This is a genomic window from Rhizobium sp. BK650 (genome assembly GCF_014195325.1).
Classification (GTDB): Bacteria; Pseudomonadota; Alphaproteobacteria; order Rhizobiales; family Rhizobiaceae; genus Rhizobium.
In genome coordinates this window covers 172,689-187,474 of record NZ_JACIBK010000013.1, presented here as the reverse complement: position 1 = coordinate 187,474, position 14,786 = coordinate 172,689, and the positions used below count along the sequence as shown (strand labels likewise).

General features: G+C 57.7%; 14 protein-coding genes. 2 read left to right on the top strand and 12 right to left on the bottom strand.

Translation table 11 applies throughout. The features are described from left to right. Positions 1 to 485: 485 nt before the first annotated feature. Complete coding sequence (locus tag FHX15_RS25925; protein ID WP_184401234.1) at positions 486 to 2,030, bottom strand: Fic family protein; 1,545 nt, start codon at positions 2,028 to 2,030, stop codon at positions 486 to 488. A gap of 976 nt (positions 2,031 to 3,006) precedes the next feature. Between FHX15_RS25925 and FHX15_RS31130 the strand changes: the two genes are divergently transcribed. Further along, positions 3,007 to 3,273, top strand: coding sequence for a DUF982 domain-containing protein (locus FHX15_RS31130; RefSeq protein WP_281413833.1), 267 nt, complete (start codon positions 3,007 to 3,009; stop codon positions 3,271 to 3,273). A gap of 179 nt (positions 3,274 to 3,452) precedes the next feature. Here FHX15_RS31130 and FHX15_RS25915 read toward each other — a convergent pair whose 3' ends face one another. Further along, positions 3,453 to 4,556, bottom strand: coding sequence for a GSU2403 family nucleotidyltransferase fold protein (locus FHX15_RS25915; RefSeq protein WP_184401232.1), 1,104 nt, complete (start codon positions 4,554 to 4,556; stop codon positions 3,453 to 3,455). An 80-nt stretch (positions 4,557 to 4,636) separates the two neighbouring features. Here FHX15_RS25915 and FHX15_RS25910 point away from each other — a divergent pair, with 80 nt between their 5' ends. Continuing rightward, complete coding sequence (locus tag FHX15_RS25910; RefSeq protein ID WP_184401231.1) at positions 4,637 to 4,819, top strand: hypothetical protein; 183 nt, start codon at positions 4,637 to 4,639, stop codon at positions 4,817 to 4,819. Positions 4,820 to 5,004: 185 nt separating this feature from the next. Here the strand turns inward: FHX15_RS25910 and FHX15_RS25905 are convergent, their stop codons facing one another. The 10 genes from FHX15_RS25905 to FHX15_RS25860 all read right to left on the bottom strand — a co-directional run bounded on the left by FHX15_RS25905 (position 5,005) and on the right by FHX15_RS25860 (position 14,659). After that, the gene (locus FHX15_RS25905; RefSeq protein ID WP_184401230.1) at positions 5,005 to 5,901 is read right to left on the bottom strand and encodes an alpha/beta fold hydrolase; all 897 of its coding nucleotides are present in this window, start codon (positions 5,899 to 5,901) and stop codon (positions 5,005 to 5,007) included. A gap of 55 nt (positions 5,902 to 5,956) precedes the next feature. Continuing rightward, the gene (locus tag FHX15_RS25900; protein WP_184401229.1) at positions 5,957 to 7,387 is read right to left on the bottom strand and encodes a gamma-aminobutyraldehyde dehydrogenase; all 1,431 of its coding nucleotides are present in this window, start codon (positions 7,385 to 7,387) and stop codon (positions 5,957 to 5,959) included. A gap of 32 nt (positions 7,388 to 7,419) precedes the next feature. Then, on the bottom strand, positions 7,420 to 8,466 hold the full coding sequence (locus FHX15_RS25895) for a threonine aldolase family protein (RefSeq protein WP_184401228.1): 1,047 nt from the start codon (positions 8,464 to 8,466) through the stop codon (positions 7,420 to 7,422). A gap of 20 nt (positions 8,467 to 8,486) precedes the next feature. After that, positions 8,487 to 9,392, bottom strand: coding sequence for a hypothetical protein (locus FHX15_RS25890; RefSeq protein ID WP_184401227.1), 906 nt, complete (start codon positions 9,390 to 9,392; stop codon positions 8,487 to 8,489). Beyond that, a complete protein-coding gene (locus FHX15_RS25885) occupies positions 9,389 to 10,144 on the bottom strand; it encodes an ABC transporter permease (RefSeq protein WP_246779081.1) in 756 nt (251 codons plus the stop codon). The genes FHX15_RS25890 and FHX15_RS25885 overlap by 4 nt, the downstream gene beginning before the upstream one ends. 34 nt (positions 10,145 to 10,178) lie before the next feature. Further along, positions 10,179 to 10,892 carry an ABC transporter permease subunit gene (locus FHX15_RS25880; protein ID WP_312861909.1) on the bottom strand — a complete coding sequence of 238 codons (714 nt, stop codon included), beginning with the start codon at positions 10,890 to 10,892 and terminating at the stop codon, positions 10,179 to 10,181. 68 nt (positions 10,893 to 10,960) lie between these two features. After that, positions 10,961 to 11,734 carry a transporter substrate-binding domain-containing protein gene (locus FHX15_RS25875; RefSeq protein ID WP_184401225.1) on the bottom strand — a complete coding sequence of 258 codons (774 nt, stop codon included), beginning with the start codon at positions 11,732 to 11,734 and terminating at the stop codon, positions 10,961 to 10,963. Between the two features lie 20 nt (positions 11,735 to 11,754). Beyond that, positions 11,755 to 12,522 carry an ABC transporter ATP-binding protein gene (locus tag FHX15_RS25870; RefSeq protein WP_184401224.1) on the bottom strand — a complete coding sequence of 256 codons (768 nt, stop codon included), beginning with the start codon at positions 12,520 to 12,522 and terminating at the stop codon, positions 11,755 to 11,757. Next, positions 12,519 to 13,712, bottom strand: a complete 1,194-nt coding sequence (locus tag FHX15_RS25865) for a M20 family metallopeptidase (protein ID WP_184401223.1) — start codon at positions 13,710 to 13,712, stop codon at positions 12,519 to 12,521. Before FHX15_RS25865 ends, FHX15_RS25870 begins: the two co-directional genes overlap by 4 nt. Next, positions 13,709 to 14,659, bottom strand: coding sequence for a threonine/serine dehydratase (locus tag FHX15_RS25860; RefSeq protein WP_184401222.1), 951 nt, complete (start codon positions 14,657 to 14,659; stop codon positions 13,709 to 13,711). The genes FHX15_RS25865 and FHX15_RS25860 overlap by 4 nt, the downstream gene beginning before the upstream one ends. Between the last annotated feature and the right edge of the window lie 127 nt (positions 14,660 to 14,786).

The window sequence follows — 14,786 nt, the reverse complement described above, 5'->3', positions numbered from 1 at the left end:
GGACATGCACGAGCTGACCGCACCAAGGATGCCACGGATATAAAAGCTCGCGAACCTCCGTCCCGTGGGTGTTCTGCCGTCGTGTTGTATAACGAGTTCCGGCCACATAGCGCGATCGGTAACAAGGTGCCGATTTCGCTGATGAACGGCTCATCGGCAGCCCCGCCGAACTGAGCCATAACCCCGGAAAATTCCAGCTCCTGCTGGCCTAAAAACGGGGAGCACCTCAAAAAACCACTGGAGCGAACTCAAAACTGGATAAAACTTGGGGGCAAGGTCACGAAAGATATTCAGGCAGTCCGGGCAGCGATCGTCTTACCGTGGTCTAACGGACAAACAGAGGGGCAGATCACCAAGCTAAAGCTGGTGAAGCGCCAGATGTATGGTCTCGGAAAGCTTGATCTTCTTCAGGCCCACCTCATAGGCGCAACATGAGAGAATTGCATCAGATGTGCGTCAGAGCCAAATTTGTACGCCGAAGCACATCACGCGATCCCGGCAGGTGGTGGCGCGTTGACTAGCTCCGATACAAATATTGTCAGGGGCACGATGTCTTCGTGCTGGCTCGCAGCCTCAAGGGCGTTCATGTACTCGTCTCGTCGTGCCACAGGGATGACCGTCCACGGGACTCCGCTTTCGGCCAGCAGGGCATTCATCATGAAACGCGCAGTCCTGCCGTTTCCGTCGGGAAACGGATGGATATAGGTGAAGAGGAACGGCGCAAGGATCGCCTTCACCCTAGCATCGGGTTCGCTCGAAATGCTTTCGAAGAGCGCGTCCATTGCGTCGGCGATCGCATGCGGTGGCAAGGGGACGTGCGATGAACCGCGTAGATAGACGTTATGCGAGCGATAGCCAGCCAATTGATGCGCCTCGTTGATGCCTGCGGCTACCGACGGGCTGAACATAGCCCGGAACCAATCCTGGTGCCTTGCTTCGAGCAACTCGCCGGTGGGTGCCCCATTGAGGATCTTCGCAATGTCCTTACGAACCTCCTCGAATGCCAGTCTGTATCCTTTGGCGGCAAGCGCGTTCCTGGTTTCGTTGTCCCGGGCGTCGGCGTCCGGCTCCCACTTGCCGTCCTGCACCCTCCGGATCAGCTCTTCGGAAACTTCATATCCCTCGATCGAAAGGGAATTCAACGCGTCTGCTACATAGCGCTCGTCGATTTGCGCGATGTAGCCGTCTCGATCATTGATACGTACCTGCTCGAAGCCAATGTGGCCGAGAGCGTCTTTTCCCATTTTCGCCCAAAGGTTTTTGATGCGCGTGGCGGCCGGTGCCTGGGCTCGCCGTGCGTCCAGCTTGATAAGCTCGGCCGCCGGGTCAAAAGGGTCGTCCTCATGGGGGTTGTATCCAGCCGATTCCAATGCCTTGAGGATCGTATCGGCGTCTTGCGGTCTGCCGAGATGGCGGAGAGCTCCCGCGATCCGGCCACCGACATGGCTTCGGCCGCCGTCCAGCAGGTATCGCAGCAGGGTACTTGTCCCACGGAGTGAGCCGATAGCAGCAATGACATCGCTCGCGGACGCTTTCCAAGATTCTGGCGACAAATTGCAGATCGCCTCCTCGATCGGCATCAGCCTCAGACGGCCTTTTGTTTCAGCGGGTTCAGTTTCCCGCGTCCGCAGCAGATAAAGCGAAGTGTTGCTTGGCAGGTTTACAAGCTGGTTGTTTGCCTTCGAACTTCTGACAATCGCCTGTGCGGGGATGGAGTAGTTGTCGGTCCAGAGCGCAACGGATGCCTCTGCAGAGAGGCGCCAATCGTTAGGGAAGCGATCGTCCAGATATCGTCCGATGAATTCCCAATACACGGTGCTCCAGGCAGTATCGATTCTGTTGTTGCCGGACGGTCGAGAGTTCACCGCCAGCCAGCCTTTCATTATTTCCTCCAGGAAGCCATTCGTCTGCAATCGCTCCCGGTGGACACGGCTGAGCTCTTCCGATTTCACGACTGATCGGGTGCCGCTCTGTGTCACGCCCCTCAGCTCGGCGAGCGATGTCGCGAGCAGTTCGTTGGGTTTCGCCACATGAGCCTCCTGGCAGGCACTTATTTCCTGCGCCGAAGCTGCACTAATTTGGCGCTTTTGGCAAACACTAATATCATGTATCTGATTCACACTAGTTTGACGCTCTTGCTTCACACTAATTTTGTGCGTTTGAATCACACTATTAAGGCGGAGCCCCTCCTCTCTATGATTTCAGTATGGTCTGGGCCTTATAAGCTCGCCACTGCCCATCCGGTTTCCCCGATTGCCTCAATCGTTCCGCGACAGAGGCCACGCGCTTCCCCGCGCCGTCGGTGACGCCACAAGTTCCTCCCCTGACAAACGGCTCATGCTTGTCAGCACTCTAATGATCGCGAAAAGCAGAAGAAAAAAACACATTAAACAAGAGGATAATTCGCCCTAAGCTTTTAAGACAGCTGGGGGTAAGACCTTAGCGGCGTGTTCTCGCGGAGGTACTATTCTGCCTCGTCCGAAAAACCACACGTGGCTTCCCAGACACTTGATGGGTGCCGAGGCCCCCCCATCGTGGCAGGCCAGTCAGCGGCATTACGAGGCATGATCCTGGCTCGCGAACTCGGCCTAAAGAGTTCGTACAATCTCCGGGAGTGGCCCTGGAGCGCAGATCTACGACCCGCGTCACGAAGCCCTGATGGTCTGGAGAAATTTTCAGCTCGTTGCACGCATCGACGAGGATCGCCTCAAGGAATTCTAGGTCCTCGACGTCAATCGCGAAATCAGAAAGCAGACTCAACTCTCACCCTGGAGACAGAGCAGAGAGCATCAAACATCTCCCAAGCTGCCCCCCAAGACCAACCGAGTAATTATAGCGCGAATGCGTCCGCAATCGAGCGAAATCCTGATCGTCTCAAGCGAGGGCCGCACCTTCACGGCCGGTCACGCCCCGTCATTAATCGTCAAATGCCCATATGGAATACGCGCGTATATTAGAACCTTCAGGACTACCATCCCTGCCTTGAGCAGGTTGAGGACAACGAACTTGGACGCAACCTCTGCATTCACGCCTGTCGGGCTGGCTCTGCGCGGCCAGCCAGCTCACATGATCGTCCGCACCCTCGGCGAGGCGGCATATATGCTGCTCAAGGAATGGCCTATAGATGACGGCGAAGAATATGTGACTGCGGTGAAGGCTTGCGTCGATGCGATCAGCGGTCAGATCGATCCGCAGCAGTTTTGGGACGCCTTCCTGCGTGCGGCCGATGAAGCCGGCATCACTGCTCTGACTGTCGTTCGGCGTCGAAGTTGATACACGACTTGGGGACGGTGATCACACAGGTGCTGCAGTCACGATCGGAGCCGATGATGACCCCACCCGGATCGACGGTTTTCCTGTAAATTCATGCACTTGCTGCCTTTTGTCAGTAGGTCAACCTTCGGTGCTGGTTCACAATGAGGGAAGACCGGACCACAATGTCCACCTTCTTATTAAGGCTTATTTTCCGGCAATAGGACTCGGGACTTTTCGATTTCATCGGCCGGTAGAATGCCGAATGTGCGATGGACGGCCGGTTGATATTGCTTCTGGACGGCATCAACGCCCGCTGTGATCGCGCTCCTCCAAGATGGACCTCTGCCCCATGCTTCGTAAAGAGCATCTGCCAGATCGCGGCCAGCTCCGGTTTCCTGCAATGCCTCAAACAGCATTCCGGCTTGACGCAGGTCCTTTTCCTTCTTTGCCCTTCCACCGGCATCATCTTGACGGCGGCCGGCCACGATCAGTTTATGGACGGCGAACCGTGATGGATCGGGCACCACGACCGAAACGCCGGCGCCATGCAGCAAGATCGTTCGCACCGGATCGCGTATAAGGAAATCCATATATCGAAGAGGTTCGGCAGACGCGCCGCCGAGAGCCGGCATTTGAGCTGGTTGATCCGTGTAATCTTCCGATCCCCGGTTTGTCGTCAGGAACTCGACTCTGTAACCGGTCGAGTTTCGGAACGCATTAGAGCGAGGTGAACCCGAAACATGAGGCACGGCTCGGAATGACGGATCGATGGATTGAAGGAGAGCGACAATCGGTGGAATCGAATCCTCGACCTCGCTTGATATCGCGTAATCTTGTGCCAGGTCCGCGTCACCTGTCAGGATCGCGGCCATAGGCAGCCGGATACCGAGATGCGCCGCATAACATTGGAACGCGACTGTGCCGACAAGGACACCACGGAGCCGGAATAAGCCGGCCGATGCCAACGCCTCAACAACTGTGCCTGTGAAGCGATCCGGAGCAATTAGACCCGCTTCGCGTGTCAGTGCCGCCACTATCTTTCGGCGGTTCTGGTAATCGTCCTTCTCACCCCTGAAGGCTTCAACCCGGGTTGTGATTTCGTTATCATCAGCAGGGCCGACATAGCGCCGCTTTTGACCACCTTTGCCGTCCGGTTGGTCGAAATACCAGTATGAGCGGCTATCGACCGTGACCGAGACAAAGCGACCAGTGGGCGGGAAATCCGCCGACCACTGCGCATCAAAAGTCCGTTGCTGCAACTCCGCGACCATCGTCCGGAACATGAGGTCGATCTGCTTCATTTGAGGCGCTCTATAACATTTCCTCAAATCTAGTATAGTCGGCCAGTTTGCGCAAGCTGGGTCACCGGAATACGACACAGGTGGCTGAGATTTTCAACGGTCAAATCATCAATCTTTCCGGGTCAAAGCCATCTGAAACAATTGGAAAATTCAGCGTCACCTCAAAGGGAACGGTCAACCTCTCTATTCCAAATCGTTTCTCTGCAGTTGAGCGGATTCGGATCGCCGACCCGCCATTACCTCGTGTGAATGCCAGCAGATGAACGTGCAGCACAGGGTTCGTGCTAATGTGCGGAATTAGGGCGGCAACAGAATATCCGCTTCTGGCGCAGCGATCACGGCAGCGGACATTGGTTCATTAGCGCGGGACATTAAATAGCGTCGCGCCCTAGACATCAATCCTCCAGTTGCGCGACCGCATTCGCGGCGGAAACGCTCGCTGCGATATTCAATGACCCGCTTCGACCACCCATTGCCGAACACAAAGAATTCCATCTGCAAACTCGTTCGGTGCTTCCCACGGGAGATTGTGACCGCAGCCTATGACCCGGTGCTGGTGGCGCCCCTTGAACATGGGTGCGTCATCCGCTGTGCCACCGGGCTTTAGCGGATCCTGCGTGCCATCGAAGGTTATGGCTGGAACCAGGATCGGCGGCCGTTCAGCAAGCCGCTGTTCCAGGTCTTGCAGGGCCGGGTCACCCGGTGCATGCCCGAAATGATAACGGTAAGCGTGGATCACGACATCAACGAAGTCCGGGTTCTCGAACGAAGTAGCCGTCCGATCGTAAATAATATCATCAAACGCCCAATGCGGAGACCATTGCTTCCAGAGCATCCGGCACAAAGTCCGGCGGTGTAGAGAGAGGCATTCCCGTCCGCGTTCATGCTGGAACAGGTGCTGATACCACAGGACATTTTCGAGTTCTGGAGAGTATGCATGGGTCTGTCGCTTTACGTCAATTATGTCGTAGCCGGCATACGAGACCAAGCCCTTTACTCGCTCGGGCCAGAGCGCCGCGGCCACGCACGAAGCGAGGCCGCCCCAATCATATCCCGAAAGGATAGCGTTCTCGATACCAAGAGCATCCAGCAAATCAATCACGTCCTTGCCGAGAGCCGCCTGTTCTCCGCTCCTAAGCGTGGACTGCGACAGAAAGCGGGTCGGGCCAAATCCGCGTAGGTACGGCACGATCACCCTAGCACCGGCCTCAACCAGAAGCGGTGCCACATCGTCATAGGCGTGAGGGTCATAGGGAAACCCGTGTGAAAGCACGACGGGCCACCCGTCTTGCGGACCAAGATCTAGATAAGCAATTTCCAAAGTCTGGGTCTTTGCTGATCGCACCGAAGCCTCCTCGTCAGGTTAAAAAACATAGCGCAAACATGCGGCAATGGTCCGCTCACGCGGCGTGGTTGATCATGATATGCCGTGCCGTGGTGTAGTCCTCCAGCGAGAACACAGACAAATCCTTGCCATAACCAGACATTCTGCCGCCCCCGTGGGGCATTTCGCTGCAGAGCATGAAATGGCTGTTGATCCAAGTGCAGCCATACTGCAGCTGTGACGCGATGCGCACCGCCTTGCCGACATCGGATGTCCAGACCGACGACGCCAGGCCATAGTCGCTGTCGTTCGCCCAACGGACTGCTTGCTCCTCGTCCTGCACGCGGGTCACCGAAACCACCGGCCCAAACACCTCCCGTTGCACGATCTGGTCAGACTGCTGTGCGCCGGCAATGACGGTTGGTTCGAAGTAATAGCCGCCACCACCCTTTCTGCGGCCGCCAGTGACAATTTCGCTGTGAGGCTGTTCGGCAGCCTGTGCGACGAAGCTTTCCACCCGGTCGCGATGCCGTGCGGAAATCAGCGGCCCCATGTCATTGAACGCATCGTCTGCCATGTCATACCGGATCCCGGGAACAGCCGCGGCCAGATCAGACACAAGCCGATCATAGATCTTGCTTCCCGCGTAGATTCTGCACGCGGCAGTGCAATCCTGGCCGGCATTGTAAAACCCGAAATCACGTATGCCCGCCACGACAGAATTCAGATCCGCGTCATCCAGGACGACAACGGGAGCTTTGCCGCCGAGTTCAAGGTGGGTTCGCCTGATCCTTTTGGCAGCTGCCTCGAGGACCTTTTTGCCTGTTCCCACATCGCCGGTGATCGATACCATGGCGATATCTGTGTGGTTGATCAGGACATTTCCGACGCTGGCGCCGCGCCCGAGAACCACGTTGACAACACCCGCCGGCAAAACATCGATTAGGCAACGCGCCAGCTTCAGCGCTGTCAACGGCGTTTGCTCGGATGGCTTGAAGACGACAGTGTTTCCCGCTGCTATGGCAGGCGCTATCTTCCAGGCCATCATCAACAGCGGATAGTTCCAGGGCGCGATCGAGGCAATTACTCCGACAGGATCGCGCCGCACCATCGAGGTGTGTCCCGCCAGATACTCAGCAGCAACGGGACCTTGCAAGGTGCGAATAGCGCCAGCGAAGAAACGGAAGCAGTCGATGACGGCGGGGATTTCGTCTCGCATCACCAAGTGCAGGGGCTTGCCGCAATTTGCTGTTTCCAGAGCCGCGAATTCAGACGCGTGGCGTTCGACAAGGTCGGCAATGGATAACAGATATCTGGACCGTTCGGCTGGCGTTGTTCGTGACCAAAATGGGAACGCTTTCTCGGCCGCTGCGACAGCACGATCAACCTGATCGGCCGAAGCTTCCGGCACCTCAGCGATGATATTGCCTGTCCTCGGATTGATCACATTTTCACCCGGCTCCTGGCCCCGTTCCAAGGCGGCTCCGATCACCATTTCAATTTCCATCTACATCTCCTCGGCAGGCGGCTTCCGTCTTCTTATGCCTTAAGGGCTTCCAGCAGCTCATCGACATGTGCATCCGTCGTGGCAAAGCTCGTCACAAAGCGGGCCAGGGTTTCTTTCTCGGCAACCTCGCCCTGTAGAAAACTCGGGACCGGCCATTCATAAAAATGTGCGCCTCTTCCGAGGGCAGTGCCGGCGACCCTCTTCGGCAGGATGGCGAACACCTCGTTCGTGGTGGTTGGCCAGGCGAGGCGCATATCAGCCGCAGTCAGGCGTTCCCGCAGCTGGTCCGCCATCCTGTTTGCGTGACGCGCCAAAGCCAGCCACAACCCGTCTGCAAAATAGGCTTCAAATTGCGCTGCGACGAATCTCGACTTTGAGAACAACTGGGCCGAGCGCTTCTGGATAAATGCCAGATCGGCAGCGAGATCCTGATTGAAGCACACGATCGCTTCGGCGCACCAGCACCCGTTCTTCGTTGCGCCGAACGAAAGGAGGTCCACACCCCGACGCCAAGTCATTTCGGCGGGAGATGTGTCAAGTGAAACCAGAGCGTTCGCAAAGCGAGCACCGTCCATGTGCACAGGGACATTGTGACTGCGTGCTACCTCGCTCAACGCCGAAATTTGATCTAGCGAATAGACCGTTCCCATTTCGGTGGCCTGGGTGATGGTGACCCCCGCAGATCGACCGTGATGCACCGCGTCCTGCGGATAGGCACCCATGGCCTTGCTCAGAAGGTCCAGCTCGATCCGGCCGGCACGCCCCGCGACTGGCGCCATTCGCATCCCGCTAAAGAAGTCGGGGGCACCACACTCGTCTTCGATGACATGGGCTTCGCAGTGGGAAAATACGGCACCCCCAGGGCGTTGTATGGCGGCAAGAGCCAAGGAATTGGCGGCTGTTCCGGTTCCGACAAAGTAGACACTTACGTCTCGCTCGAACACCTCGGAGAAAAGGTCCAGAACCGTTCGGTCAGCGTCGCTGTTGCCATATGCGGCTGCAAAACCTTCGCCTGCCTTTGACAGGTTCGCAGCTATGGACGGGTGAACGCCCGCCCAGTTGTCAGACTGAAAAAACATGGATGTGGTTCCTGTTGATTTTAGGTGGCGCGGCGCACGCTTGCGCGCATCATCAGCTCGTCCGCGCTGGCCGCGAGCGTAACGTTGACATCGGCTATCTCGCCTAGATCACCAACATGCGTTCCGGCACAGTACATTTCCGCCGTTCGACCCTCGAGCGCGCACCGCCACAAGCGGCGCGAGTCCAACAGGGCATGACCGGGTTCGACAACAACGGACATCGGTTCCTGAAGCCATTTCGCAATCACCGCGTTCACTTCGCTTTCAACGCCCGCCAGTCCGGCTCGTGCTGCCTCGAAGACGAAGCCTTTTTTGCGCAGGGTCTTTCCAATGCGGTAGACGTCTGTTGAACCTTCGAGCCCAATCTGCGACGAGGTGATTGCATGCCTATCGAAATCCGGCGAACCGAGCGAGTCGCCGACCTCGGTGCTGTTGCTCCAGAACGGCGCCAGTGCCCTGTTCAGCGAAAGCGAGGCGAGGTGGGCTGCCGTGTGGACTGCACTCAATTGCTGCCGGCGTTGCCGATCGACGGTTATTTCGATCTCAGTCCCGATCGCGGGAAGTTCTCCCACCGTTACGACGTGAACGACAACTCCGGCCCAGCCGTCCTGACACCTGCCCAAATCTCTCGCCGCCTGGTGCAGTCGAAGTTCGCCGGTTGCCTGGTCGAGAAGTCCGGCATAAGCGTTGATGAGTCTCCGTTCGATGCCACCCCAGGCGATCAGTCCGGTGTCGGCCGGTTGATCCGGCCATCTAAAGCTTTCGGGGTGCACCGGTGTCTGATCACAGATAATGTAGGCCGTACCTGGGTCGGCCCCGGCTGCGAAAAGCACGCGTCCGCAGCCATATGTCTCTCCGCCGGGAAAAGTGATCCTTGTGCTCGTCCGGTTTTCCGGCGCGATGCCGGTCTGCAAACTGTCGTTCATCGCACAGTCCTCCTGCGGCCGGGAATATTCAGCAATGCGCTCAGCCCGGCCGTCAGCAGAACATAAATGGCTGCCAGCAGCAGAAGCGGCTCATAGGTCAAATACGTGTCCTGCCGGACTCTCGAAACCGCGGCATAAACATCGATGATGGTAATGGTCGCGAGAAGCGGCGTGGCCTTTAGCTGCAGGATTGTTTCCCCCACGAGGGTTGGAAGTGCGCGCTGAACGGCGCGAGGCAGCCACACCCTGCGTAGGGCCGTTCTGCGGCCCATGCCGAAGGCGCGAGCGGCTTCGAGCTCGCCGCTCGGAACATTGGCCAGCGCGCCGCGCATCACCTCACCAGCGTATCCGGCATAGGATAGGGTCAAAGCCGTAAGACCGTAGGGCCAGGCCGTGCGCAGGTATGGCCAAGCAAACGAGCCGCGCACCTCCGGGAACTGCGCGAAGAGGGCGCCGAGACCATAATACAGCATCCAGAGCTGCAAGAGCAAAGGCGTACCGCGTATGAATGTGCAGAAGGCGCGCGCTGGCCAGGACACGACCGCCGGACCGGCAACCTGGGCGAGGCCTAGCAGGACAGCCAGAAGGAAGCCGATTGCCGAACTGGCAACCAGAAAAAGCATTGTTATCCCGATACCGCGCACGAGCAGCGGCAAGTATTGCCCGATCCAGTCCCAACGACCGATGTAGGCGGCAAGGACAACGATCGCTGCGTAGACAAGATGCTTTTTCAGCCTTATCCGTCCTGTCAAGCCAGCGCCGAATACCGCGGTTAGATGTTGCTGCCTAACCATGTGTCACCATCAATCCCCGGCTGGCACGTGCTTCCAAGAGCTTAAAGAGGCTGGTCGACAGCATGGTCAGCGCCAGATAAATCAACGCCGCAGCCGAGAAAAAAAGGAGATAGGCCTTGGTTGAGCCTGCAGCCTGCCTGGTCGCCAAGGTGAGCTCGTTAAATCCGACCACGGCGAGAAGCGCAGTGTCCTTGGTGGCGACAAGCCATAGATTACCAAGACCGGGTAAGGCAAAGGGCAACATAGCCGGAAGTATGACCCGCCAGAGTACCATGAGGGAAGGCATGCCAAACGCCCTTGCTGCTTCGATTTGCCCTGCGGGTATCGCCAAAATGGCAGCCCTGATCACCTCGGTCGAATAAGCTCCCTGGACAATCCCTATCACAGCGATACCCGCCGCGACGCCATTGATGTTTATAGAACCGGCGCTGATCCACGCCAGCAAACGATTAATCGCGTCCGTTCCGGCATAGTACAGCAACAGTATCAGCACTAGCTCCGGCACCGCGCGGACAACTGTGGTATAGTCGTCCAGGATCTCGCGAAGTAACGAGCCGCCATAGAGCTTTCCCGTCGCACCTGATACTCCGATGGCAAGCCCGACAGCATAGCCACCGACGGCAAGCAAAACCGAGTTCACGAAGCCGCTTACCAAGGTCGCGCCCCAGCCCGGAGGGGTTAGTGACAGCAATTCCAGATCGAACACGTTGAAACCCTCGATGTCGTTCTCAGGGTCGGCGGCGCCTTGAGCTTCCGCCGCCGACCGGTTCAGGATCAGTCGCCGTAGATATCGAAATCGAAGTACTTCTTGGTGATCTTGTCGTAGGTGCCGTCCGCGCGTATCGCCTTGATCGCCGCGTTGATTTTGTCCCGCAACGCGCTGTCGCCCTTGCGCAAGCCAACGCCGACGCCGTGTCCCAGCACCGCTTCGTCCTTGGTCACATATCCCTTTAGTTCGCAGCAGGCGCCGGCGGACGACTTGAGGAAGCTGTTGAGAGCGAACGAGTCCGCCTGAATCGCGTCCACCCGGCCGGCAGCCAGGTCTTGCTGGGCCTCGTCGAGCGTCTGATATTCCTTGATATCGTCGACAGAGCCGGCAAAATGCTTCTGGGCATATCGCAGATGGATGGATGCCGTCTGGACGCCGAGGATTTTGCCCTTTAGCCCTTCTGGCGTGGCATCGAATTTCTGGCCTTTCGCACCAACGATTGCGCCACGTGCATCGTAATACTTGTCGGAGAAGTCGATCGTCTTCAGCCGCTCGTCCGTGATGGTCATCGACGAGATGATCATATCTATTTTCTTGCTGGTCAGGGCCGGAATGATGCCGTCCCAGGCTACAGGCGTAATGACACATTCGAGCGCAGCCTGCTTGCAGACCGCATTCATGAAATCGACTTCCCAGCCTTCCCATTTTCCGGTCGCATCTGGCGAGGTAAAGGGTGGATAGGGCTCGGCTGCCCAGCTGACTTTGACCGTCTCGGCATGGGCGATGCCCGCAACTGCAATGTTGGCAACCATAGCTATGGTAAACATAATCCTGCGCATGATTTTCCCCTTTGTTTATGTCAGTGGATGGAACGGATGAATTTCCGGAGCGCTTCCGTCTTCGGAGCGCCGAAGATGTCGCCAGGCGAACCTTGCTCTGCGATCAGGCCGTTTTGAAAAAACACGACCTTGCTGGAGACTTCCTGAGCGAACTTCATTTCATGAGTCACCAGGATCATGGTCCGCTTCTCCAGCGCGAGATCCCGGATTACCGAGAGGACTTCCCCGACAAGTTCAGGATCCAGAGCGGACGTGGGCTCGTCGAACAGCATGACCTCGGGCTTGATGGCGAGTGCGCGTGCAATGGCAGCTCGTTGCTGCTGCCCCCCGGAGAGAAAGCAGGGATAGACGTCGCGCTTCTCGTAGAGATCGACCCTTCGCAGCAATTCATCCGCAAGCGCGATCGCTTCATCCCTGGGCTGGCCAAGAACGTGGACCGGGACTTCGATCAGGTTCTCAACCACCGTACGGTGCTGCCAAAGATTGAAATTCTGGAACACCATTCCGAGGCGCGAGCGTATTTTTTGCAGTTGCCGGCGGTCTGAGGGCACGAGTGATCCAGCCGAGTCCCGGCGCATGGCAATTTCCTCGCCATGCACCTTTATCGTCCCCTCACTCGGCGTCTCGAGGACGTTGATACACCGCAGAAACGTGGATTTTCCTGATCCGCTGCCGCCGATGATCGAAACCACGTCACCTTGGTCAGCCTTCAGCGAAATGCCCTTGAGCACTTCGAGCGGGCCGAAGCGTTTGTGCAGATTTGAGACTTCGATTGCTGCAACACTCATTGAATCTCCACCTGTATCCCATTGTTCAGGAGGTACGTCTCAGCGATGTGGGCGAGCAAGGAAGCGCCGTCGGCCAGGATCGCATCGTTGAAATCGTAGTCGGGTTGGTGCAGCCCTGCGCTCTCGTCCCCGTTGCCGAGCCAGACATAGGCCGCCGGCTTGTGCGCGGCGAAAACGCCAAAATCGTCACCGGCCATTGCGGGAGGAAGGGTTGTCAATCGTTCAGCCCCGAATAATTCCCTGACAGCATCCCGAACGAGTTCAGCCTCGGCCAGTGAATTGACCACGGCTGGAAAATCAGGTCCGTCGAAGGTGACGCTGGCGGTTGTCCTGGAAATCGTTGCCGCATGTTGCGTCGCCGCTTCCAGTTGCTTTCTGAGGTGAGCAAGCAAGGTTGGCGAGAAGGCCCGGTATGTCCCTGTGAGGACGGCTTTGTCCGGAATGATGTTCGGCGCAGCGCCAGCCTGAAACGAACCGATGGTGATGACCGCAGCCTCGAGCGGGTTGATACTTCTCGAGACAATTTGCTGGATTGCTGAAAGCAGATAGCCGCCTGCAACAATCGGATCACCCGTCAGGTGCGGCATAGCGCCATGGCCGCCGTCAGCCCGGAATGTAATCTCGAACTCGTTTGTCCCGGCCATTACCGGCCCGTTGTGGACGGCGACGTGGCCAGCTTTCATCCCGGGCCAATTGTGAAGGCCAAATATGCCATCGAATGGAAACCGCTGAAGCAGGCCGTCTTCGAGCATGGCTCGAGCCCCGCTGAAGCGCTCTTCGGCGGCTTGGAACAATATGTAGACTGTTCCGGGAAACTCTCTGGCGGATGCGAGATAGGACGCGGCGCCCAGCAGCATGGCCATGTGTCCGTCGTGACCACACGCGTGCATCTTCCCGGGATGGCGGGATTTATAGGCAAGCGCCCCTTCCTCCAGGATGGGCAGGGCATCCATTTCCGCCCGCAGGGCGACGGCACGTCCCGGTGATCTGCCCGCAATGGCGGCCACAATTCCGTGACCGCCGACGCAAGCAACCGGATCAAGCCCCAGCGCACGAAGGTGCTGCAGGATGTAGTTGGCGGTCTCCGTCTCCTCACGCGACAATTCCGGCCGGGCGTGAAGGTCATGCCTGATGGCAGCCAGTTGTGCGCCACGACCGGCAAAAAACGTGCTCAATCGCGACGGCGTCATGACAGGATACTCGCCATTGTCGTTGAGCTGATGTTGCCCCCGCAAACAACGACAACCGAGCGGCCTGGCCGGAGATCCTGCTCGACCTTGACCGAGGCCGCAAGCGCAACGCCAGCCGCGCCTTCCGCTATTGTTCCGCTCCCCCTGATGAAGTCTCTAAGCGCGGTGGAAATCTCCTGCTCTGTAACATCGACCCATTGGTCGACAAGCCTGCGGCAGAGGTCGAACGTGATGGCTCCCGGCTCCAGACCGCCAGCCGTTCCATCCGACAAGGTCTCGAGTAATGGGACTTCGACTATCCGTCCGGCACGGACAGACGCAGCCATTGCCCGCGACCGCTCGGGTGAGCATCCGAAGATCTTCACATGAGGCGCGATGTCTTTGACGTAGCTTGCGATGCCCGCGATCAGACCTCCGCCACCAACAGCAACAAAAAGGTTGGAAACGTCTGGCAGCTGCTCGAGTATTTCGATGCCAAGCGTGCCCTGGCCAGCGATTACAGCTTCGTCATTGTATGGAGAGACATAAACCAGACCCTCCCCCTGAGCGAAAAGTCGCGCTTGCGCTTCCGTCTCAGACGTATCTTTCCCATGCACCCTGACTTCAGCACCGAGGCTCCGGATGGCCTTCACTTTGGCGACGGATGCGCCTTCAGGCACATAGACGATACCCTGTCCACCGACCTGCTTCAGGGCATATGCCAGTGCGGCGCCATGGTTCCCCGATGATGCGGCGACAAACGGCGCGTTCAGTGCAGCATCTCGATTGGTGAGGACCTTGTTGAGTGCCCCGCGCAGCTTAAACGAGCCGGTGTGCTGAAGATTTTCAAGCTTCACGTAAATGTCGGCGCTTTGAGGCAGAAGGTACGGCGCCGCTTCAAGCGGCGTGCTGTTGACGTACTGCCGGATGCGTCGTTCCGCACTTCGCACATCTTCCGTCAAAGACATGGTCGCGACCCCTTAGAGAACCAATCATAGACTTTTTGTCCAGATAACTCATTTCGTCTATGAACACTCATTCTATACCGACAGTCAAGATGGTATGGATATTTTTTCCGTTCTGGACATTTTGTCT

Excerpts from the sequence above, each read along its gene's own strand:
- FHX15_RS25915 (WP_184401232.1), bottom strand. The coding sequence starts at position 4,556 with ATGAAGCAGATCGACCTCATGTTCCGGACGATGGTCGCGGAGTTGCAG.
- FHX15_RS25900 (WP_184401229.1), bottom strand. The coding sequence starts at position 7,387 with ATGGAAATTGAAATGGTGATCGGAGCCGCCTTGGAACGGGGCCAGGAG.
- FHX15_RS25895 (WP_184401228.1), bottom strand. The coding sequence starts at position 8,466 with ATGTTTTTTCAGTCTGACAACTGGGCGGGCGTTCACCCGTCCATAGCT.
- FHX15_RS25890 (WP_184401227.1), bottom strand. The coding sequence starts at position 9,392 with ATGAACGACAGTTTGCAGACCGGCATCGCGCCGGAAAACCGGACGAGC.
- FHX15_RS25875 (WP_184401225.1), bottom strand. The coding sequence starts at position 11,734 with ATGCGCAGGATTATGTTTACCATAGCTATGGTTGCCAACATTGCAGTT.
- FHX15_RS25870 (WP_184401224.1), bottom strand. The coding sequence starts at position 12,522 with ATGAGTGTTGCAGCAATCGAAGTCTCAAATCTGCACAAACGCTTCGGC.
- FHX15_RS25865 (WP_184401223.1), bottom strand. The coding sequence starts at position 13,712 with ATGACGCCGTCGCGATTGAGCACGTTTTTTGCCGGTCGTGGCGCACAA.
- FHX15_RS25860 (WP_184401222.1), bottom strand. The coding sequence starts at position 14,659 with ATGTCTTTGACGGAAGATGTGCGAAGTGCGGAACGACGCATCCGGCAG.